This is a genomic window from Nocardiopsis sp. NPDC049922, from assembly GCF_040660275.1.
Taxonomy (GTDB): domain Bacteria; phylum Actinomycetota; class Actinomycetes; order Streptosporangiales; family Streptosporangiaceae; genus Nocardiopsis.
The window spans coordinates 1-19913 of the sequence record NZ_JBFAME010000033.1 but is presented as its reverse complement, the minus strand read 5'-3'; the positions used below and the strand labels follow the sequence as shown (position 1 = coordinate 19913).

The window sequence follows — 19913 nt, the reverse complement described above, 5'->3', positions numbered from 1 at the left end:
CGGAGTGCGATGAATGCGGAGAAACTAGTCACCTCATTATTGGCGAGAACGACACGGCATGTCATGCGGAGTGTAGCTATTGTGAAGAAATTTTACCCCCGGGTCGCGGCGGCCGTGGTGTGTCTCAAACCCTTTCCGACCTGGGCGAACTAGACTCCGAACCAGGGGTTGGGAGGATCGTCATGGCGGGTTCGAAGTTCAGGCCGGACCGGGGGCTCACCACGCGGATGGTGACGACCATGGGCCTGCTCGCCCTGGTCTACGTCGCCTTCGTCGTCGGGTTGGTCCTGGTCGGCATGAGCGTCTGGCTGGTCCTCCTCGTCGTCGGGGGGTTCGCCCTCTTCTCCTTCTTCGCCTCCGACAGGATCGCGATGTTCTCCATGGGCGCGCACGAGGTCGGCCCCGAGCAGGCGCCCGAGCTGCACGCCGTGATCGACCGCCTCTGCGCGATGGCCGACATGGCCAAGCCGCGGGTCGGGATCGCGGACACCGACGTGCCCAACGCCTTCGCCACCGGGCACAGCGAGAAGAGCTCCGTCATCTGCGTGACGACCGGGCTCCTGCGACGCCTGGAGGGCCGGGAGCTGGAGGCGGTCCTGGCGCACGAGCTGTCCCATGTCGCGCACCGCGACGTCATGGTGATGACCGTCGCCGGCTTCCTCGGGATCGTCGCGGGCTTCCTCACCCAGGCGGGGCTGCGGTTCGCCGCGTTCAGCGGGGCCGCCGGCGGTCGGAGCAGCAACGGGGGTCCGGCGCCCGCGGTGATCGCCCTCCTGGTCGTGCTGGTCAGCGCGATCGCCTGGGCGCTGAGTTTCCTGCTCACGCGGGCGCTGTCCCGCTACCGCGAGCTGTCGGCGGACCGCTCGGCCGCCTACCTCACCGGACGGCCCTCCGCGCTGGGCAGCGCGCTCACCAAGATCACCGGTGACATGGCCCGCATCCCCACCCGCGATTTGCGCCAGGTCGAGCCGTTCAACGCCTTCTTCTTCGCCCCCGCCTTCACGCGCAAGGGCTTCAGCATGAACCAGCTGGTCGCCACGCACCCTCCGGTGGACCAGCGCCTGGCCCAGCTGGCGGAGATCTCCCGGCAGCTCGGCCAGGGGACCTGACCCACCGCTCCCCGACACGGAGGCGAGGCGCCCGTGAAGAGACTCTGGCGTGCGATCCTGGGCCGCACCGCACCCGCCCAACCCGACCTGGACGCGCTGTTCGGCCTGCCCTCGGCGGCGCTGACGCTGCGCGCGGCGTCGGGTTTCTCGCCCACCGGGACCGGCTCGGTGGCCTTCCGCGCGGCGGAGGGCGCCGCCTTCGCGGACCTGGAACGGGACGTGACCGCGCTGCTCGACGCGGACGAGGGGCCGCCGGTGGAGCAGGTGGCCGACGACTACGGCTACACCTGGTTGGTCGTGCGCGCGCACGCGGCGGAGGAGGGCGCCGAGCCCGACGTCTCCGGTCTGGTCACCGACCTGCACGCGGTGAACTCGACGTTGGAGGCGGGCGGCTACGGGCCCTCGCTGCTGTGCTCGCTCGTGGGGTTCACCGACACCCGCCGCCGTGCGCTGGGCCTGGTGTACCTGTACAAACGCGGCACCTTCTACCCCTTCGCGCCGCTGGGCGGTCAGCGGCGGGACAACGCGCTCGAACTCCAGGTGGAGGCCGCCGTCGGCGCCGACCTGCCGATGGAGCGGGACCGGTCCCGGTGGTTCCCGGTGTACGGGGCCCCGGGGTTGCACGCCGATGAGCCACCTGAGATTCCATAATACGGAAAGCAAAATCCACAAAACGGATAAAATTGGCTCCAAGGTCTGGTGCGGCGGGGTGCTGACCGGCACAATGGCCACGTGCGTATCGTCATCGCCCCAGACAAGTTCGCCGGGACCCTCTCCGCGGTCGAGGCCGCCCAGGCCGTCGCCGACGGGTGGCACCGGACCGACCCCTCCGCCACGACCGAACTGCTCCCGCTCTCCGACGGCGGCCCCGGCTTCGTGGAGGTCCTGCACGCCGCCCTGGGCGGCAAGGTGCACGAGGCCCGGGTCACCGGGCCCCTGGGCACGCCCGTCACCGCCGAGTACCTCCTCGACGCCGAGACGGCCACCGCCTACGTGGAGAGCGCCCAGGCGTGCGGGCTCCACCTGGTCCCCGCCGCCGACCGGGACCCCGGCCGCACCACCAGCCACGGCGTGGGCGAACTCATCGCCCGCGCGGTCGACGCCGGCGCCCGTACCGTCGTCGTCGGCCTGGGCGGCAGCTCCACGAACGACGCCGGGGCGGGCATGCTGGCCGCCCTCGGCGCCGGACCGGCCGACGCGCTCAGCCACGGCGGCGGCCCACTCGCGGACACCCCCGGGACACTCGACCTCGAACCGGCCCGCCGGGCCGTGGAGGGCGTCCGTCTCATCGCCGCCACCGACGTCGACAACCCGCTCCTGGGCATCCACGGCGCCAGTGCCGTCTTCGGTCCGCAGAAGGGCGCCGATCCCGACCAGGTCCAGCGCCTGGACGCCGCGCTGACCGCGTTCGCCGACCGGGTCGACCCCACGGGCGAGATCCGGGCGACTCCGGGCGCGGGGGGAGCGGGCGGACTCGGGTTCGGGCTGCTGCTGCTCGGCGGCGCCGTCGAGTCCGGCGTCCGGCGCGTCCTGGAGGCGGTGCGCCTGGCCGAACGCCTCACCGACGCCGACCTCGTCATCACCGGCGAGGGCTCCTTCGACTCCCAGTCCCTGCGCGGCAAGCTCCCGCACGGCGTGGCGAGCCTGGCCAGCGAACACGGTGTGCCGTGCGTGGTGACCGCGGGCGTGGTCAAGGTCGGCCGCGCCGAGGCCGCCGCGGCCGGGATCACCGAGACCCACGCCCTCGTGGACTCGGCGGGTTCGGTGGAGGCCGCGATGAACCGCTCGGCCGAGGAACTGCGCTCGATGGCCGCCGCCGTCGCCCGACGCTGGTCGCGCTGACCCGCGTTCCCGGGGGAGTCCGCGCCACAGCGGCGGGCGACGGGTGGGCGGGCGGCCCAACAAGCACTACCCTGGAAGCGCACGAGGCATCGTGCGCGGCCGTGGCCACTCCAGCACCAGGGGCCACGGCGGCAGGGAGAACACAGCCGCCGCGCGGCGGAATGCGGTATCGGCCCCGTACGTTGACATCGGAGGAGCGGACCCGCACCGGCGGGCCGGTCCCGTACGCGACCCGGGGTGGCCAGGCAGCCGCGACCCCTTTCCAGAGGAGCTTTACACATGACGGTTCAGAGCGAGGTCACCGAGGGGATCATCCTCACCGACGAGGCGTCGGCCAAGGTCCGGGCGCTCCTGGAGCAGGAGGGCCGGGACGACCTACGCCTGCGTGTCGCCGTTCAGCCCGGTGGCTGCTCGGGGCTGCGCTACCAGCTCTACTTCGACGAGCGCGACCTCGACGGGGACGTGGTCTCCGACTTCGGCGGGGTCGAGGTCGTCACCGACCGGATGAGCTCCCCCTACCTCGTCGGCGCCACCATCGACTTCGTCGACACCATCGAGAAGCAGGGCTTCACCATCGACAACCCCAACGCCACGGGCTCGTGCGCCTGCGGTGACTCCTTCAACTAGGGCGTGTGCCGTGGATGCTGCCCGTCGCGAGCGGCGCATCCAGTGCGGCTGTCGCAAGGCCGAAGAAGGAGTAAGGGTGGGGTCCTTTCGACTGATGAGAACGCAGCGAGAGTTGTGCTGGGGCGTCGCGCAGCAGGGCAAGTGTCCGCGGCACACGCCCTAGGGCTCACGGCGCACCCACTGACCCCGGTGTTCCGGGGCGCGGCACCCGAGGGGAGGGCGGAGACATCCGTCCTCCCCTCCGCCGTGCCGTCATCCGGCCGGTCCCCGCCCGAGAACGGTGAGCACCTGTATACCCTGGGGCGGTTCGACCGGGCGCTGTCGCGTCCACCGGTCGACGCCAACCGACGCCTCCCCAGCAAGGAGCTCTCGTCCCGTGCGTATCGCGGTTGCCGGATCCATCGCCACCGACCACCTGATGTCCTTCCAGGGCCGGTTCTCGGAGCAGATCATCCCTGACCAGATCCAGCAGTTGTCCCTCTCCTTCCTCATCGACGAGTTGGACGTGCGACGCGGCGGTGTCGCCGCCAACATCTGCTTCGGCATGGGCGGCTTCGGCCTGAACCCCGTGCTCGTGGGCGCCGCGGGCGCCGACTTCGAGGAGTACCGCGCCTGGCTCGACCGCCACGGCGTCGACACCTCCGCGGTCCACATCTCCGAGCTGCGGCACACCGCCCGTTTCATCTGCACCACCGACCTCGACCAGAACCAGATCGCCTCCTTCTACGCGGGCGCCATGGCCGAGGCCCGCAACATCGAGCTCCAGCCCATCGCCGACCGCCTCGGCGGCCTCGACCTCGTCCTCATCGGCGCCGACGACCCGGCCGCCATGGTCCGCCACAGCGAGGAGTGCCGCACGCGGTCCATCCCCTTCGCCGCCGACCCCTCCCAGCAGCTCGCCCGCATGGAGGGCCCGCAGGTCCGCTCCCTGATCGAGGGAGCGACCTTCCTGTTCAGCAACGAGTACGAGAAGGCCCTCGCCGAGCAGAAGACCGAGTGGTCCGACGAGGAGATCCTCGGCCGGGTCGGCACCCGCGTCACGACCCTGGGCGCCAAGGGCGCGCGGATCGACCGCCGGGGCGAGCCGAGCGTCCACGTCCCCTCCGCCGCCGTCGGTGAACTCGTCGACCCCACGGGCATGGGCGACGCCTTCCGTGCCGGGTTCCTGGCCGCGCACTCCTGGGGCCTGTCCCTGGAGCGCGCCGCGCAGGTCGGCAACGCCACCGCCGCGCACTGCCTGGAGGCGGACGGTCCCCAGGAGTACGCGCTGACCGCCGTCTCGCTGACCGAGCGCCTGGAACGTTCCTACGGTTCCGAGGTGGCCGCCGAGGTCGCCGCGCACGTGTGATCCGCTCCGCCGCCCCGGCCCGACCGCGCGGTCCTGGTCGGGGCGGTGTCCCAGACACCGTAAAGTAGGTAGTCGCGACCCGCACGACCCGGTACGCCGGGCCGCTGCCCGACGGTCGGCCTCCGCCGACCGGCACGGGGAGCCCCGTGCCCTCCGGTGCGCTGAAACGCGTGCCGGTCCCAGCCCAAGCCGTCAGCGCGGGGTCGCCGCGACGGTGGGAACCCGTCCGTGCCGCTCCGGCGGCGGGACTCGGGCGCGTCACGCGCCTCCCAGATCTAGGCCAGCCTTACCTGGGATTCCCTGATTCACTCTGAAAGGACTACGCATGCGCTACACCGGACCGAAGGTGCGGTTGTCCCGGCGCGCCGGCACCCCGCTGACCCGTAAGGCGGTCAGCTACTTCGAGAAGCGTCCGTACCCGCCCGGTGAGCACGGCCGCCGTGTTCGCCGCAACAGCAGCGACTTCGCCGTCCGTCAGGCGGAGAAGCAGAAGGTGCGCTGGTACTACGACCTGACCGAGAAGCAGCTGCTGCGCGTCTACGAGAACGCGAAGAAGCGCCCGGGCCGTACCGGCGAGGAGATGCTCGCCGAGCTCGAGCTGCGTCTGGCGACGGTCGTGCTCCGCGCCGGGTTCGCCGCCTCGATCTACGCCGCCCGCCAGTTCATCAACCACGGCCACATCACCGTGGACGGCAAGAAGGTCGACATTCCGTCGTACCAGGTCAAGCCGGGCCAGATCATCAGCGTTCGGGAGAAGTCCCGCCAGATGGTCCCGTTCATCGAGGCCGCCGAGGGCGTCCACGCCGACGACAAGATCGCCGGCTTCCTCGCCGTCAGCCACTCGGACCTGCGCATCGCGGTCGTCGACCGCCCCAAGCGTGAGCAGATCCCGGTGCCGTTCGACGAGCAGCTCGTCGTCGAGTTCTACGCCCGCTAAGGCGTGAACCGGAGGGGTCCCCTCGGGCCCTGAACTGTGCGGAGGCCGCGCGGACCCTCGTCGTCCGCGCGGCCTCCGGCGCGTCCGCGGCGTGGTGTGCACCACCCGCCGGTTCCGGCGGGGCCGCATCGTTACCGCAACGCAACCGGAACCCCGACTGACCTTTCAGTACCGGCGGCGGATGTGATAAGCGCTACCCCGGGTCAGAGGCTCCTCCACCACGAAGTCGTGCATCTTCATCCGGCACCAGGCGGGGATGTCCGCCTTCGCGGCGGGATCGTCCGCGGTGACCGCGATGACGGCGCCGATCGGCACCTCGTGCAGGCGCTGGGCGAGCATGAGGATCGGGATCGGGCACTTGCGGCCGACCGCCTCCACGGTCACCAGAGGCCGCTGGTTCGGATTCTCGGGCACGGTCACCCCCGGGGTGTCGTCGTCCTGTGTCCCAATCTTGACCCGCTCCTCCTGCTAAGGCGAACCCGGTTAAGGGTGTCGTAAACCCAGCGATACGCTCGCCTTGGTCCCGCCTCGCGCACCGCGCGCCGGTCACGGCGAACGGTCGCGGACGGGGGCCCGGGGGGACGCCGGGCCGCGCTCCGTAGCCAGCCGGGAGGGCCTCCCTCCGCGGGCGAACGGGTCCCGGCTCCGTGTGCCGCCGCGGCGTCCGGCAGGGGCTGTTCGGCAACACGCTGACCAGGTCAGGCCATGAACAGGACGCTGGACGGTTCACGATAATGTTTCCCCCTGACAAGCTTTGGATACTTAGGCCGCCCGCGGACGATCCGCGGGCTTCACCGCTGGGAAGGCAATCCGTGAGTCCGACCCGCCAAGAGAATCGGCGCTCCAAGACGCGCCGATGGGCACCACACGGCGCCGCGCTCGCCGTGTTGGGGCTGGCCGCGACCGGCTGCGCGTCGAACGATCTCACTCGTTTGGGCATGCCGGAGCCGATCACCGAGCAGGCGGAGCGGGTTCTCTCGCTCTGGCAGGGCTCCTGGGTGGCGGCGTTCGCGGTCGGCATTCTCGTGTGGGGACTGATCATCTGGTCGGTCATCTTCCACCGCAAGCGCTCTGAGCAGTTGCCGCCGCAGGTGCGGTACAACATGCCCATCGAAGCGCTCTACACCATCCTGCCGATCGTCGTCATCTCGGTGCTCTTCTACTTCACCGCCCGCGACCAGGCCTACCTGCTGGAGACCGAGGAGCCCGCCGACGTCAACGTCGAGGTCGTGGCCTTCCAGTGGGCGTGGCAGTTCAACTACCTGGACGACACCCTGGAGAACGGCGGTCAGACGCAGTTCTCCACGGTCGGTACCCCCGATCCGGCCGGCACGGCCGACCGCGAGTCGCAGCCGACCCTGGTCCTCCCCGAGAACTCGATCGTCCACTTCGACCTCCGTTCTCCCGACGTCATCCACTCCTTCTGGATCCCGGCCTTCGGGTTCAAGATGGACGTCATCCCCGGTCGTGAGAACGCCTTCCAGGTGAACGTCAACGAGGGCACCGCCGGCGAGTACGTCGGCCGTTGCGCCGAGCTGTGCGGCGCCGACCACACCCGCATGCTGTTCAACGTCGAGGTCCTCCCCCAGGACGAGTACGAGCAGTGGGCCGCCGAGCAGGAGGCCGCCGCGGCCGAGGAGAACGCCGCGCTCGAGGAGGCCGCGACCCGGGCCGAGAACGCCGACGAGGCCGCGGAGGACACCGGGGCCGAGGACGAGACCGAGGCGACCGACGACGGTGAAGAGGCCCGGGTGGAGGACACCGAGGGCGACACCGGTGCGGACGACGCCGAGGAGAATGACGAGTCATGACCACGCAAGTGAGTAACGTGCGCGCCGCCGAGCAGGCGCCGTCGCGCAAGGGGTCGATCATCGTCAACTGGATGACGTCGACCGACCACAAGGTCATCGGGTACATGTACCTGATCACCTCGTTCGCGTTCTTCCTCTTCGGTGGCGTCCTGGCCCTGCTGATGCGGGCCGAACTGCTTCTCCCGGGCATGCAGCTCATGTCCAACGAGGAGTTCAACCAGCTGTTCACCATGCACGGCACGATCATGCTGCTGCTGTTCGCGACCCCGCTCTTCGTCGGGTTCTCGAACATCATCATGCCGTTGCAGATCGGCGCGCCGGACGTGGCGTTCCCGAGGATGAACCTGTTCGGGTACTACCTGTTCCTGTTCGGCGGACTCATCGTCGTCAGCGGGTTCCTCACCCCCGGCGGCGCGGCCAGCTTCGGCTGGTTCGCCTACACGCCGCTGTCCGACGCGGTGCGCTCACCGGGCCTGGGCGGCGACCTGTGGATCATGGGCCTGGCGGTGTCCGGTCTGGGCACCATCCTCTCGGCGGTCAACTTCATCACGACCGGTCTGTGCATGCGCGCCCCCGGCATGACGATGTTCCGCATGTCGATCTTCTCGTGGAACACGGTGCTCACCAGCGTCCTGGTGCTCATCGCCTTCCCGGTCCTGACCGCGGCCCTGATCGCCCTGGGCGCGGACCGCATGGTCGGCACGCAGGTCTTCAACTCCGAGCACGGCGGCGCCATCCTCTGGCAGCACCTGTTCTGGTTCTTCGGTCACCCCGAGGTGTACATCATCGCCCTGCCGTTCTTCGGCATCGCGACGGAGATCCTGCCGGTGTTCAGCCGCAAGCCGATCTTCGGTTACAAGAGCCTGGTGGGCGCGACCATCGCCATCGCCGGCCTGTCGGTGACGGTGTGGGCGCACCACATGTTCCCGACCGGCGCGGTGCTGCTGCCGTTCTTCTCGTTCATGACCTTCCTCATCGCGGTCCCGACCGGTGTGAAGTTCTTCAACTGGATCGGCACGATGTGGCGCGGGCAGCTCAGCTTCGAGACGCCCATGCTGTTCACCATCGGCTTCCTGGTCACCTTCCTCTTCGGCGGTCTGACCGGTGTGCTGCTGGCCTCCCCGCCGATCGACTTCCACGTCACCGACTCCTACTTCGTGGTGGCCCACTTCCACTACGTCGTGTTCGGCACCGTGGTCTTCGCGATGTTCGCGGGCTTCTACTTCTGGTGGCCCAAGTTCACCGGGCGGATGCTCAACGAGCGGCTCGGCAAGGTCCACTTCTGGCTGCTGTTCCTGGGCTTCCACGGCACGTTCCTCGTGCAGCACTGGCTCGGCGCGATGGGCTTCCCCCGCCGCTACGCCGACTACCTGCCCGACGACGGCTTCACCCAGCTGAACCAGATCTCGTCGGTCTCGTCGTTCGTGCTCGGCGCCTCGACGCTGATCTTCTTCTGGAACGTCTACGTCACCGCGAAGAAGGCGCCGAAGGTCACCGTCGACGACCCGTGGGGCCACGGCTGCTCCCTGGAGTGGGCGACGTCCTGCCCGCCGCCGCGACACAACTTCACGTCGCTGCCGCGGATCCGGTCCGAGCGTCCGGCGTTCGACCTGAACCACCCGCACGCCGCGGCCCCGGGCGCCGTCCCGGTGGGCGTCACGAAGGAGTAGGGCGAACACATCATGAAGATGCAGGCCTATCTGTTCATGGGCGTTTCGACCTTCTTCGGTCTGGCCGCCCTGCTGTACATGTACTGGTCGTACCAGGACACCGGCGCCATCGAGTGGACGGGATCCACCGCCCTGGTGGTCTCCATCGGCTTCGGCTGGATGATCGGCTTCTGGCTCTGGCAGGCGGCGCGCCGCAGCGAGCACTTCCACGGGCTTCCCGCGGAGGAGCGGCTGGACGGCGAGATCTCCGAGAGCGCCGGCGAGTACGGGTTCTTCAGCCCGCACAGCTGGTGGCCGCTGTTCGTGGCGCTGGCCGTCGCCTTCATGGCGGTCGGCGTGACGATCGGCTGGTGGATGGTGTTCATCGGCGGCCTGGCCGTCACCCTCACCTCCATCGGCTGGGTCTTCGAGTACTACCGCAAGGAGTTCCAGCACTGATGTCCTGACCCGCCCGGATGATGACCTTCTGTATCGAAGCCATCGCCCAGGGTAGGATGTAAAGGTCGCCGCCCCGGTGGCCGGAGGGTTCCGTGTCAGCGGAACCCGACCGGTCGCCGGGGTTCGCCTTTGTGGCGACCCTGCGGCGACGCATCCGGACGCGGGAGGTCCTGGCGTGAGGGGTTGGGTTTCGCGGTCGGCGGCGCGCCGCCGACCGCTGGCGGGAGCAGCGGTGGCCGTCCTCGTGGCGACGGCCTGCACCATCGGCGGCGGGGACGGCACCGCGTCCGGCGGGGGAGACGGTCCGAACATCACCGTGACGCCCGCGCCCGGCGCGGCCGCGGTGCCGCCCAACACCCCGGTGCGGGTGTCGGTCGAGGACGGGGCGATCACCGACGTTCGGATCGAGCAGGTCGCCCACGAGGACCTGGCCGGGGCCGGGGGCGAGGGCTCCGGCGGTCCGGGCGGGGAAGCGGCCCGGGGCCGGTTGAGCGAGGACCGGACGTCCTGGGTGAGCGACCGGAACCTGCGCCCGGGCGCCTCGGTACGCGTGTACGCCACGGCCGAGGACGGCACGGGGAAGGAGACCGAGGTGGTCTCGCAGTTCGCCACGGCGGACGTGGACGCGGAGCACCGGCTCGAACTGGTCGCCAACTTCCCCCGGACCGGCGACGTCGTGGGCGTGGGCATGCCCGTGGTCGTCACCTTCGACCGGCCCGTCGCGTACAAGCCGCAGGTGGAGAACTCCATGGAGGTCACCTCCGAGGAGGTCACCGAGGGCGCCTGGAACTGGGTCGACGACGAGACCGCGGTGTTCCGGCCCCGCGAGTACTGGGAGCCGCGTCAGCGGGTCACCGTCGACCTGCGGCTGGCCGGGGTGGAGGCCGCCGACGGCGTGTACGGCACGCGCGACCGGCGGATCGAGTTCGAGGTCGGCCGGGAGCTGGTCGCCACGATGCACGTGCCCGACCACCGCATGGAGGTGGCGGTCGACGGCGAGACCGTGCGCACGATCCCGGTGAGCAACGGCAAGGGGCTGCGCCGCTTCAACACCACGACCTCCGGGATCCACCTGACCATGGAGAAGTACGCGACCCTCGTCATGGACTCGGCGACCGTGGGCATCCCGAAGGGGGCGCCCGGCTACTACCGGCTCGACGTCGACTGGGCGGTGCGCACGTCCAACAGCGGCGAGTTCACCCACGCCGCCCCGTGGAACGTGGGCAACCTGGGCCGGGCCAACGCGTCCAACGGCTGCACGAACATGTCGGTCTCCGACGCCCGGTGGTTCTACGAGACGTCCCTCATGGGCGACGTCCTGGTGACCACCGGGACCTCGCGCGAACTGGAGTGGGACAACGGCTGGGGCTTCTACCAGCGCTCGTGGCAGGAGTGGCTGGAGCACAGCGTGACCGGTGAGCCCCAGGTGACCGACGGCTCCGGCACCCCCGGTTCCGTCCACGGGGACGATCTGTAGGAGGGCTCAGGGGGCGTCCAGGAGGCCGTCCAGGCGCTGGGAGACCCGATCCCAGGTCCACTCGCGGGAGATCCACTCCCGACCGCGCGCGCCCATCGCGGCGGCCCGCTCGGGATCGCGCAGCAGGCGGATGAGCGCCCGGGCGGTGGGCCCGGGAAGGGAGCCGTCGACCACGTGCCCGGTCTCGTCCGCCAGGACCGCGTCCGGGGCGCCGCCCGAGTCCCCGGCGACCACCGGCAGCCCCGTGGCCGACGCCTCCAGGTAGACGATGCCGAGTCCCTCCACGTCGAGGCCGCCGCGCCGCGTGCGGCACGGCATCGCGAACACGTCGCCCGCGTCGTAGTGGGCGGGCAGCTCCTCGGGGGCGACCGGGCCCGTGAGGACCACCGAGTCCATGCCGCGCGCCGCCGAGCGCAACCGGTCCGCGTCGGGTCCGTCCCCGACGATGAGCAGCGCCGCGTCGGGCACGTCGGCCAGGACGCGGGGCCAGGCGCGCAGCAGCGTGTCCTGCCCCTTGCGCCGCACCAGCCGCGACACGCACACGACCACGGGCCGCCCGCCCAGCCCGTACCGCTCGCGCACCCGCGTGCCGCCGGCGCCGGGGCGGAACCGGTCGGGGTCCACGCCCGGGGTGAGGCGGCGCATCCGGTCGGCGGCCTCCGCGGACAGTGCGCGGGCCAGCCGGCGGCGGGTGAACTCGCCCAGGTAGGTGACGGTGTCGGTGGTGTCCCCGATCCGCCGGAGCGCCTCGCGGGCGCCGGGCAGCGCCGACCAGCCGGTCTCGTGGCCGTGGGTGAGCGCCACCTGGCGGCGCACGGAGCCGTGGTCGCGCAGGGCGTCGGCCACCAGTCCGAGCGGGGCCGCCGCGCCGTACAGGACCGCCTCGCACCCCTCCAGGCCCGCGATGGCCCGCGCCCGCGCCGCCACCCGGGGGGTCGGCAGGAGGACGCGGGCGGAGTCGCGCACGACGGGGAAGGGCTGGCGCAGGTCGAACCCCGGGTCCGCGGCGGAGTCCCGGGGAGCGGGGGAGGAGCAGTACACGACGACCGATCCCTCCGGGCGGCGCAGGGCCAACTCGTGCACGAAGGACTCGATGCCCCCGGAGCGCGGCGGGAAGTCGTTGGTGATGATCAGCGTTCGCGGCACGGACGCGAGTCTAGGGCGCGCTCACCGTCCGTGCCGCGTGGACGCACACGTCCTAGGGGCGGACGGCGGTGTAGAAGTTCTGCCGGTAGTAGCTGTTGAGGGTCACGGTGCCGATGGGCTTGCTCGACGTCGAGGCGTGCACCATCACGTTGTCGCCCGCGTACAGGCCGACGTGGGTCGGGTTGGACCCGTAGAAGAACATCAGGTCCCCGGGCCGCATGTTGTCCCACGACACCCGGGTGCCCGCGTTGACCTGGTCGTAGGTGGTGCGGGGCAGGCTCACGCCCGCGGCCGCCCACGCGGCCTGGGTCAGGCCGGAGCAGTCGTACCCGCCCGGGCCGGTGCCGCCCCAGACGTAGGGCTTGCCGATCTGGTTGTACGCGAACTGGAGGGCGGTCTGGGCGTTGCCCGAGGCCGGACCGGTGTAGGCGGTTCCGCCGCCTCCGGACGATCCGGTGTTGCTCCCGCCTCCGCCCGAGGTCGTGCCGCCGCCGGTGTTGGCGACGTTCTCGGTGGCCTGGGCGCGCTCCTCGGCGGTGAGCTCCTCCAGGAGCGCCTCCTGCTCGGCGATGGCCTCCCCGGCCTCCTCCGTGGCCTGCTCCGCCTCCTCCAGCGCCTCGGCGGCCTCCTCCTCGGCCGCGCTGGCCTCCGCCTCCAGCGACTCCAGGTACTCCAGTTCCTCGACGTAGCGTTCGAGGTCCTGGTTGTTCTGCTCGGCCAGGTAGCTCAGGTCGGCCTCGTGCGCCAGGACCTCCTCGGGGCCGCTGGCGCCGAAGAGCTGGGCGGGGGAGGTGAGGTCGACGCCGGTGTAGGTGAGGTTGGCCAGGGCGCGCACACTGGCGCCCAGGTCGTCGACGGTGTCGCGGGTGTCGGCCAGGCTGGCCGTGATCTCGTCGAGGCGCTCCTCGGCGGCCTCGTGCGCCTCCTGGGCCTCGTTGTACTCGGCGTTGAGCCGGCTGAACTCCTCCTCCAGGGACTCGATCTCCTCGCGGACCTCCTCCGCGGTCGGCTCGGCGAGGGCGGCGGAGGGGGCGAGGAGGGCGCCGGCTGCGAGGGCGGCGATGACCGCTGCGCGGCGGCCACGACGGGATCCAGACACGATGGGGTTACACCTTTCTCCCTTCGGCCCAGGCCTGCCAGAGGAACCGAGGGGCTGCACCGGGTGGGTCTCGGGCGGCCGATTTCGGTGGCCGAAACGGTGTGGGGGTGTGCCCGACCCGGGCGCGGCCGTCACCACCAGGGGGGTGGTGAAGAGGAGCGACCACGCTCGGCGATGAACACTAGTGCATCGCTCGCTCCGCTCTCAACTGTTTCGTTACCTTCGCCCCAAGCGTGTGTACTGTCCGAAATACCCGTCACAGAACGACGTGAGGACCGCCACCCGGATGACCGGGGGCGGCCCTCACGGACGCCTGCGGGTGCGCCGCTACGGGCGCACGGCGAACTCGAACTGGCCGGCCCAGTAGGCGGCCAGGCCCACGACCTCGATGTTGCGACCGGTGCGCGGGGCGTGGACCATCTGGCCGTTGCCCGCGTAGAGCCCGTCATGGCCCTGGCCGCTGAAGAACATGATGTCGCCCGGCTGGAGCGCGCCCATGTCGTAGATGCGCGTGCCCACGTTGGCCTGGGCGTAGGTGGTGCGGGGCAGGTTGACGCCGCCCGCGCGCCAGGCGGCCTGCACCAGCCCGGAGCAGTCGTAGCCGTTGGGGCCGGTGCCGCCGTAGATGTAGGGCTTGCCGACCTGGGCGTAGGCGAAGTCCAGCGCGGCGCCCGCGCTGCCGGAGGCGCTTCCGGTGTAGGAGGCGCCGCCCGTGTCGACGGCGCCCTCGGTGGAGGCGTCGGCCTGGGGGAACTGCGCCAGGATCTCCTCCTGCTCCGCGATGGCCGTCTCGACCTCCTCGCGGGCCTCGTCCGCCTCCTCCAGGCGCTCCTCGGCCTCCTCCAGGGCCTGCTCCGCCTCGTCCCTCAGGGAGAACAGGCGCTGCTCGGACTCGCCGAACTCGTTGAGCTGCGCGAGCTGCTGCTCGGACAGGTAGTTCAGGTCGGCGTTCTGCTCCAGGAGGCTCTCGGGGCCCTCGGAGGTGAGGATGCTCGCCGTGGAGTCCAGGTCGCCCGACTGGTAGGCGGCGTTGGCGAACTGCTGGACCCGCTCACGCAGGTCGTTGTAGCGGTCCTCCTCGTCGCCGACCTGCTGGTCCAGCTCGTCGAACTGGGTCTGGGCGGTCTCGTAGGCCTCCTCGGCCTCGTTGAACGCCTGGACCGCCGTGTCGGCCTCCTGGTTGAGCTCCTCGATGCGGTCCTGGACCTCCTCCTGGGTCGGCTCCGCGTACGCGGTGCCGGGGGAGATCAGGGTTCCGGCGACGACCACGCCGAGTCCGGTCGTCGTGAGTCGGCGAGCCGTACGCCGACCACCGGGGTTCTTCATGGCGGTCCACGCTCCTAGGGGTTGGGGACTTCCGCACGGGGGTGCTGGAGGAGACAACGGGGAGGCCGTCCGCGCGGGACACGGACGCGCGTGAGTCGGGGGACCCGTCCGGGACCGCGGACACAGGTGTCGCGTTCTATCCGGTAGAGCACTCACGCTCCGGGAAGAACCTAGCGGACGGACCTGCACCCCTCAACCACGGACCCCACGACACACACGACCGCCCGCGCGACCACACGGGTCGCACGGGCGGCGTTCGTCCAGGCAGGCACACCTGTGCGGGGCATTGTCACGAAGCGGTAACGAACCTGTGCGTCCGTGACCGGATCCACGGCACCGGCCTCAACCGTGCCCCTCCAGCCGGCGCAGGAAGATCGTCGACGGCACCGCCCGCGCACCGACCGAGCGCACGGCGGTCACGATCTCCCGGTCCGAGGTCACGACGGCGATCGGCCGCCCCGGGGGTTCGGCGCGCACCAACCGCACGATCAGCTCGTCGGCGGTCTGCCCGGGCGCGCTGAACAGCACCCGCACCCGGCGCGGCTGGGCGATCACCGGGGGTGTGTCGACGTCGGCGCCGTCGAACACGCACGTGATCTCCGCCTTCGTCCGACTCGCCAGGCCCTCCAGGGAGGTGAGCAGCCGGGTGCGCTGGTCGGCCAGGGGCAGCGTGCCGTAGCCGGTCTTGGTGACGTTGTAGCCGTCCACCAGCAGGTGCACGCGCGGAACGGTGAGCAGGTGCTCCAGCAGTCCCGGGTCGTCGTCGGGCAGACCGCCCAACGGCACCCGGCGCTGCTCCCGCGCGGCCTCGGCGACGTGGTCGGCGGGGCTGGCCAGGGACGTGGGCAAGGCCAGCTCGCGGCGCAGCCCGTGCGAGGCCTCCACGAGCACGTCCAGCAGCACGCGCAGTCGCGCCTCGTCGGCGTTGCGCCCGGCGCGCACCGCGCGGCGCGCGTTCTCGACCTGCGCCTCGGCCTCGGCCAACCGGGAACGCAGCCGTCGGTTCTCCGACTCCAGCGCGCTGACCTGGGTCGCCGACTCGCTCTCGCGGTCGGCGGTCTCGGCCAGGGCACGCTCGGCCCCGGCGGTGGCCGCCTTGGCGCGCTGGCGCTCGGTGTGCACCTTGCGCCGCAGCTCGGAGATCTCGGAGCGCTGCTCCCGGACCTGGCCGCGCAGGCGCTCCAGGTCGGCCTGGTGACCGCGCTTGGCCTCCTCCAGCTGACGGCGCACCGCGTCGAGCGCCTCGGCCGCCTCGTCGGCCTCCTTGGCACTGGTCTGGCGCTCCAACTCCGTGTGGACGCCCTCGATGATCTCCGCCCACCCCGGAGGCCGCAGGAGGTAGGCACAGGCCGCCACCGCCACGGGGTCGGCGGCGGGCGGCACGACGCCGGAGCGCAGGCCCTCGGCCAGCTCGGGCCAGACCTGGTCCACCCGGACGGCCACGCGTTCGCGGAACGCGCCGTCCGTCTCCAGCTGGGCGGCGATCTGCGGTCCGGCGAGCCGGGCACGGCGGCGCGGTTCGAACTTGGCCACCCGTCGCAGCAACGGGGGCAGTTCGCTCGCGGGCATGCCGCCCAGCACGTCGGACCCGTACTCGACCACCCGGGCACGCACCTGCTCGGGCAGGGGGCGCCGCAGACGTTCGTCCTCGGTGTCCCCCCGCTCGTCACGGGCCGCCCCGGCGTCGGGGCCGAGCGGCTCGTCGGAGTCGCCGCCCGCCTCCGGGCGGGCGCTCATGCCCGACCCGTCGTGCTCTCAGCCGAGGAGTCGGAGACCGACTCGGCGTCAGGGCGGGCGACGACCTCCACGCTGTCCGTCGCGCCGCACCACCGGCACCGGACGCGCTCCACCGTCTCGGTGAGCACCGACCGCTCCTCGACCAGGCCCCGGCCGGCCAGGTCCTGGTGGACGAAGTCCTCGGAGCGGACCGTGCGGGTCACGTCGAAGCGCGTGAGGTTGCCGCACCCGGTGCACCGCCACCGTTCATCGTCACCCGGCATCGCGATCCCCACGGTTTCCTCCTCTGTTCGACTCGGGACGCATGGACACTTCCGCCCCTTCACCCTCATCTTTCCATGTCGGGCAGGTCAGGCCGTATTCGTCGGCCGTTCGGTCGGCGGCTCCGACTACCCTGACCGCGTGGCTCCACCGTCCGCGGCGTCGACCGGCGTCCAAACCAGCATCGTCGACCTCGGCACCCCGCTGGCCGCGACGACGTTCGTCGTGGTGGACCTGGAGACCACCGGGACGAGCGCCACGCGGTCCCGGATCACCGAGATCGGCGCGGTCCGGGCGCGCGGCGGCGAGGTCGTCGACGAGTTCACCGCCCTGGTCAACCCCGGTACCCTCATCCCGGCCAACATCACCCTCCTGACCGGTATCACCCAGTCCATGGTCGCCACGGCCCCTCCGCTGGAGGAGGTCCTGCCCGACCTGCTGGCCCTGCTCACCGCCGACCCCGACACCGCGCTCGTCGCGCACAACGCGGCCTTCGACACCGCCTTCCTCAAAGCCGCCTGCGAACGGCTGGGCGAGCCCTGGCCCGACCCCCCGGTGGTGGACACCCTGCGCCTGGCCCGCGCCGTGCTCGACCGGGGCCAGGTCCGCAACCACCGGCTCGGCACGCTCGCCGCGCACCTCGGCGTGGCCGCCACCCCCACCCACCGGGCCCTGGACGACGCCCGCGCCACCGTCGGCGTCCTGCACGGACTCATCGACCGCCTCGCCCCCGCCGGGGTGCAGAGCCTGGAGGAGCTGCGCGCGGTCGCCACACCGGCCAGCCGCGCCCAGCGGGCCCGCCGCCACCTGGCCGAGGACCTGCCCGAGGAGCCCGGCGTGTACGTCTTCACCGACGCGCGCGGCGCCACCCTCTACGTCGGCAAGAGCGCCAACCTGCGCCGCCGCGTGCGCTCGTACTTCACCGCCGCCGAGAACCGCCAGCGCATCCGGGAGATGACCGCGCTCGTGGAGGGCGTCACCCCCATCGTCTGCACCACCGAACTGGAGGCCTCGGTCCGGGAGCTGCGGATCATCGCCGAGCGCAAACCGCCCTACAACCGCAGGTCGCGCAACCCCGAACGCGCGTTCTGGGTCAAGCTCACCACCGACGCCTACCCCCGCCTGTCGGTGGTGCGCGCGGTCCGCGACGACGGCGCACCCCACCTCGGCCCCTACGCGTCGGCCAAGGAGGCCGAACGGGCCAGGGAAGCACTCCTCCACGCGTTCCCGCTGCGCCAGTGCACCCACGCGTTCACCCCCGTCCCCGGTGCGCGCCCGGTCGCCTCCCGGACGGGGGACCGCCTGGTCGACCCCTGCGTGCTCGCCCAGCTCGGCCGGTGCGGGGCCCCCTGCGACGGCACCGAGACGCACGCCGACTACTCCGTCCACGCCGCGTCCGCACGCGCCGCCATGACCGGCGACCCGGCGACCGTGGTCACCGCGCACACCGCACGCATCGCCGAACTCTCCGCCGACCTGCGCTACGAGGACGCCGCGACCCTGCGCGACCGGCTCGTCGCCTTCCTGCGCGGAGCCCGGCGAGCCCAGCGCCTGTCCGCGATCGCCGCCGTCGCGCACCTGGTCGCCTCGCGTCCCGGCGGCACCGGCTGGGAGACCGTCGTCGTCCGCCACGGGCGGCTGGCCGCCAGCGCCGTCCTGCGCCCCGGCACCGACCCGGCGGCCTTCCTGGCATCGCTCACCGCCACCGCCGAGCGCGTCCCGGCGGGCTTCGGACCCACGCCACGCGCGACGGCCGAGGAGACCGAACTGATCCTGGACTGGCTCGCCCACCCCACCACCCGGCTGGTCGAGATCGAGGGCGAGTGGACGTGCCCCCTGCGCGGCGCGGAGGCCCACACCGGGATGACACACTGGGCGCATGGCCGCGCTTCCGCTCAATGACGACTACCCGGTCCGCCGCGCCCCCGTGGTCACCTACACGCTGATCGCGGTGAACGTCCTCGTCTACCTCGCGTCCCCGCTGGCGATGACCGCCGTCTGGTACCCGGCCGAGCTCGCCGACCGGTTCTGCGCCATCGACGACTACTTCATGCGCTGGGGCGCGGTCCCCGACGAGATGCTCGGCCGCACGGACCTGGCGCCTCCGATGACCCCCGAGTGCGGCGCCATCGGCGGCAAGTCCGTCTGGCTGTCGGTGTTCAGCTCCATGTTCGTCCACGGAGGCGCCGCCCACCTGCTGGGCAACATGGTCTACCTGTTCGTGCTCGGCCCGGTGGTCGAGGACCGGATCGGCCGGCTCCGCTTCCTCGTCCTGTACCTGGTCACCGGGCTCGCCGCGGCCTACGGGCACGCGCTGGCCGAGAGCGACGGCGTCATCCCCATGGTCGGGGCCTCCGGCGCGATCTCCGGGGTGCTCGGCGCCTACCTCGTCGTGCAGTTCCGCAGCAAGGTCACCACGCTGGTGTTCGGGGCCATCCCGATGCGACTGCCCGGGTGGGCCCTGGTGGGCAGCTACTTCGCCGTTCAGTATCTTCTCTACGTCACCACGTCCACCACCCCGGGAGGCGGGTCCAACGTGGCCTACGCGGCGCACGTGTACGGGTTCCTCGCCGGAGTGGTCGCGGGACTGGTGGTCTACCGGCTGCGATGGCGCTCCGGGACGCGGCTCTCCGACGTCTACTAGCGGTGCGCCCGCGCCCAACCCGTTCAGCGCCGATCCGCCATGGAGGCACCGTGATCACCGCGATCGTCATGATCAAGGCCGACGTCCACCGCATCCCCGAGGTCGCCGAGGCGATCGCCGACATCGACGGCGTCAGCGAGGTCTACTCGGTCACCGGCGGCGTCGACCTCATCGCCATGGTGCGGGTCCGCCGCCACGAGGCCCTGGCCGAGGTGATCCCCGGCCGGGTGAACAGGGTGCCCGGCGTGATCTCCTCCGACACCCACATCTCCTTCCAGACCTACTCCAAGCACGACCTGGAGTCGGCCTTCGCCCTGGGCTGGTAGGCGACGGGGAACGCGTGGGGGCGCCGGCCGAGCGATTGCTCATCGACCCGGAGACCGACCTCCTCTCACGTCGGCTGGCCACCGAGGAGATGCCCGACGCCACAGCGGCCGAGGT

General features: G+C 71.5%; 19 protein-coding genes. 13 read left to right on the top strand and 6 right to left on the bottom strand.

Annotated elements, in window-relative coordinates; all coding sequences use genetic code 11:
- The first annotated feature begins 182 nt into the window (after nucleotides 1-182).
- From htpX to rpsD, 6 genes are all read left to right on the top strand, one after another.
- A complete protein-coding gene (gene htpX, locus AB0I72_RS27530; RefSeq protein WP_358573787.1) occupies nucleotides 183-1109 on the top strand; it encodes a zinc metalloprotease HtpX in 927 nt (308 codons plus the stop codon).
- A gap of 33 nt (nucleotides 1110-1142) precedes the next feature.
- Entirely contained in the window at nucleotides 1143-1760 is a 618-nt protein-coding gene (locus AB0I72_RS27525) for a hypothetical protein (RefSeq protein ID WP_358573785.1), read from the top strand.
- 81 nt (nucleotides 1761-1841) lie between these two features.
- A complete protein-coding gene (locus AB0I72_RS27520; protein WP_358573783.1) occupies nucleotides 1842-2951 on the top strand; it encodes a glycerate kinase in 1110 nt (369 codons plus the stop codon).
- Between the two features lie 279 nt (nucleotides 2952-3230).
- Nucleotides 3231-3578: an iron-sulfur cluster assembly accessory protein gene (locus AB0I72_RS27515; protein ID WP_028649670.1), complete on the top strand. Its 348-nt coding sequence runs from the start codon at nucleotides 3231-3233 to the stop codon at nucleotides 3576-3578.
- 376 nt (nucleotides 3579-3954) lie between these two features.
- Nucleotides 3955-4926 carry a carbohydrate kinase family protein gene (locus tag AB0I72_RS27510; RefSeq protein ID WP_358573780.1) on the top strand — a complete coding sequence of 324 codons (972 nt, stop codon included), beginning with the start codon at nucleotides 3955-3957 and terminating at the stop codon, nucleotides 4924-4926.
- Nucleotides 4927-5251: 325 nt separating this feature from the next.
- Nucleotides 5252-5863 (top strand): 30S ribosomal protein S4, encoded by a 612-nt coding sequence (gene rpsD / locus AB0I72_RS27505; protein WP_075925017.1) that lies wholly within the window; start codon nucleotides 5252-5254, stop codon nucleotides 5861-5863.
- Nucleotides 5864-6028: 165 nt separating this feature from the next.
- On the opposite strand, the gene AB0I72_RS27500 is transcribed toward rpsD, so the two are convergent.
- Complete coding sequence (locus tag AB0I72_RS27500; protein WP_358573778.1) at nucleotides 6029-6277, bottom strand: sulfurtransferase TusA family protein; 249 nt, start codon at nucleotides 6275-6277, stop codon at nucleotides 6029-6031.
- A 524-nt stretch (nucleotides 6278-6801) separates the two neighbouring features.
- On the opposite strand from AB0I72_RS27500, the gene coxB reads away from it, so the two are divergent.
- The 4 genes from coxB to AB0I72_RS27480 all read left to right on the top strand — a co-directional run bounded on the left by coxB (nucleotide 6802) and on the right by AB0I72_RS27480 (nucleotide 11259).
- Nucleotides 6802-7674, top strand: coding sequence for a cytochrome c oxidase subunit II (coxB, locus tag AB0I72_RS27495; RefSeq protein ID WP_358573776.1), 873 nt, complete (start codon nucleotides 6802-6804; stop codon nucleotides 7672-7674).
- Complete coding sequence (gene ctaD, locus AB0I72_RS27490) at nucleotides 7671-9344, top strand: cytochrome c oxidase subunit I (protein ID WP_358573773.1); 1674 nt, start codon at nucleotides 7671-7673, stop codon at nucleotides 9342-9344. Before coxB ends, ctaD begins: the two co-directional genes overlap by 4 nt.
- A gap of 12 nt (nucleotides 9345-9356) precedes the next feature.
- Entirely contained in the window at nucleotides 9357-9782 is a 426-nt protein-coding gene (locus AB0I72_RS27485) for a cytochrome c oxidase subunit 4 (RefSeq protein WP_358573770.1), read from the top strand.
- A gap of 175 nt (nucleotides 9783-9957) precedes the next feature.
- A complete protein-coding gene (locus AB0I72_RS27480) occupies nucleotides 9958-11259 on the top strand; it encodes an Ig-like domain-containing protein (RefSeq protein WP_358573768.1) in 1302 nt (433 codons plus the stop codon).
- 6 nt (nucleotides 11260-11265) lie between these two features.
- Here AB0I72_RS27480 and AB0I72_RS27475 read toward each other — a convergent pair whose 3' ends face one another.
- The 5 genes from AB0I72_RS27475 to AB0I72_RS27455 all read right to left on the bottom strand — a co-directional run bounded on the left by AB0I72_RS27475 (nucleotide 11266) and on the right by AB0I72_RS27455 (nucleotide 16842).
- Nucleotides 11266-12405, bottom strand: a complete 1140-nt coding sequence (locus AB0I72_RS27475) for a glycosyltransferase family 4 protein (RefSeq protein ID WP_358573765.1) — start codon at nucleotides 12403-12405, stop codon at nucleotides 11266-11268.
- A 52-nt stretch (nucleotides 12406-12457) separates the two neighbouring features.
- The gene (locus tag AB0I72_RS27470; protein WP_358573762.1) at nucleotides 12458-13504 is read right to left on the bottom strand and encodes a C40 family peptidase; all 1047 of its coding nucleotides are present in this window, start codon (nucleotides 13502-13504) and stop codon (nucleotides 12458-12460) included.
- A 327-nt stretch (nucleotides 13505-13831) separates the two neighbouring features.
- Nucleotides 13832-14830: an NlpC/P60 family protein gene (locus AB0I72_RS27465; protein WP_358573760.1), complete on the bottom strand. Its 999-nt coding sequence runs from the start codon at nucleotides 14828-14830 to the stop codon at nucleotides 13832-13834.
- 342 nt (nucleotides 14831-15172) lie between these two features.
- Complete coding sequence (locus tag AB0I72_RS27460; protein ID WP_358573758.1) at nucleotides 15173-16567, bottom strand: NYN domain-containing protein; 1395 nt, start codon at nucleotides 16565-16567, stop codon at nucleotides 15173-15175.
- Nucleotides 16564-16842 (bottom strand): hypothetical protein, encoded by a 279-nt coding sequence (locus tag AB0I72_RS27455; protein ID WP_358573756.1) that lies wholly within the window; start codon nucleotides 16840-16842, stop codon nucleotides 16564-16566. The genes AB0I72_RS27460 and AB0I72_RS27455 overlap by 4 nt, the downstream gene beginning before the upstream one ends.
- A 127-nt stretch (nucleotides 16843-16969) precedes the next feature.
- Here AB0I72_RS27455 and AB0I72_RS27450 point away from each other — a divergent pair, with 127 nt between their 5' ends.
- Genes AB0I72_RS27450 through AB0I72_RS27440 form a run of 3 tightly spaced genes read left to right on the top strand, consistent with a single transcriptional unit; the run spans nucleotide 16970 to nucleotide 19798 of the window.
- Nucleotides 16970-18730, top strand: coding sequence for a DEDD exonuclease domain-containing protein (locus AB0I72_RS27450; RefSeq protein ID WP_358573754.1), 1761 nt, complete (start codon nucleotides 16970-16972; stop codon nucleotides 18728-18730).
- Nucleotides 18708-19472, top strand: coding sequence for a rhomboid family intramembrane serine protease (locus AB0I72_RS27445; RefSeq protein ID WP_358573752.1), 765 nt, complete (start codon nucleotides 18708-18710; stop codon nucleotides 19470-19472). Before AB0I72_RS27450 ends, AB0I72_RS27445 begins: the two co-directional genes overlap by 23 nt.
- Nucleotides 19473-19522: 50 nt before the next feature.
- Nucleotides 19523-19798, top strand: a complete 276-nt coding sequence (locus AB0I72_RS27440) for an Lrp/AsnC ligand binding domain-containing protein (RefSeq protein ID WP_358573750.1) — start codon at nucleotides 19523-19525, stop codon at nucleotides 19796-19798.
- Nucleotides 19799-19913 lie beyond the last annotated feature (115 nt).

What these genes read in the sequence shown, in the direction of transcription:
- htpX (WP_358573787.1), top strand. Translation starts at nt 183, where the DNA reads ATGGCGGGTTCGAAGTTCAGGCCGGACCGGGGGCTCACCACGCGGATG.
- AB0I72_RS27515 (WP_028649670.1), top strand. Translation starts at nt 3,231, where the DNA reads ATGACGGTTCAGAGCGAGGTCACCGAGGGGATCATCCTCACCGACGAG.
- rpsD (WP_075925017.1), top strand. Translation starts at nt 5,252, where the DNA reads ATGCGCTACACCGGACCGAAGGTGCGGTTGTCCCGGCGCGCCGGCACC.
- coxB (WP_358573776.1), top strand. Translation starts at nt 6,802, where the DNA reads ATGCCGGAGCCGATCACCGAGCAGGCGGAGCGGGTTCTCTCGCTCTGG.
- ctaD (WP_358573773.1), top strand. Translation starts at nt 7,671, where the DNA reads ATGACCACGCAAGTGAGTAACGTGCGCGCCGCCGAGCAGGCGCCGTCG.
- AB0I72_RS27485 (WP_358573770.1), top strand. Translation starts at nt 9,357, where the DNA reads ATGAAGATGCAGGCCTATCTGTTCATGGGCGTTTCGACCTTCTTCGGT.
- AB0I72_RS27465 (WP_358573760.1), bottom strand. Translation starts at nt 14,830, where the DNA reads ATGAAGAACCCCGGTGGTCGGCGTACGGCTCGCCGACTCACGACGACC.
- AB0I72_RS27460 (WP_358573758.1), bottom strand. Translation starts at nt 16,567, where the DNA reads ATGAGCGCCCGCCCGGAGGCGGGCGGCGACTCCGACGAGCCGCTCGGC.
- AB0I72_RS27445 (WP_358573752.1), top strand. Translation starts at nt 18,708, where the DNA reads ATGGCCGCGCTTCCGCTCAATGACGACTACCCGGTCCGCCGCGCCCCC.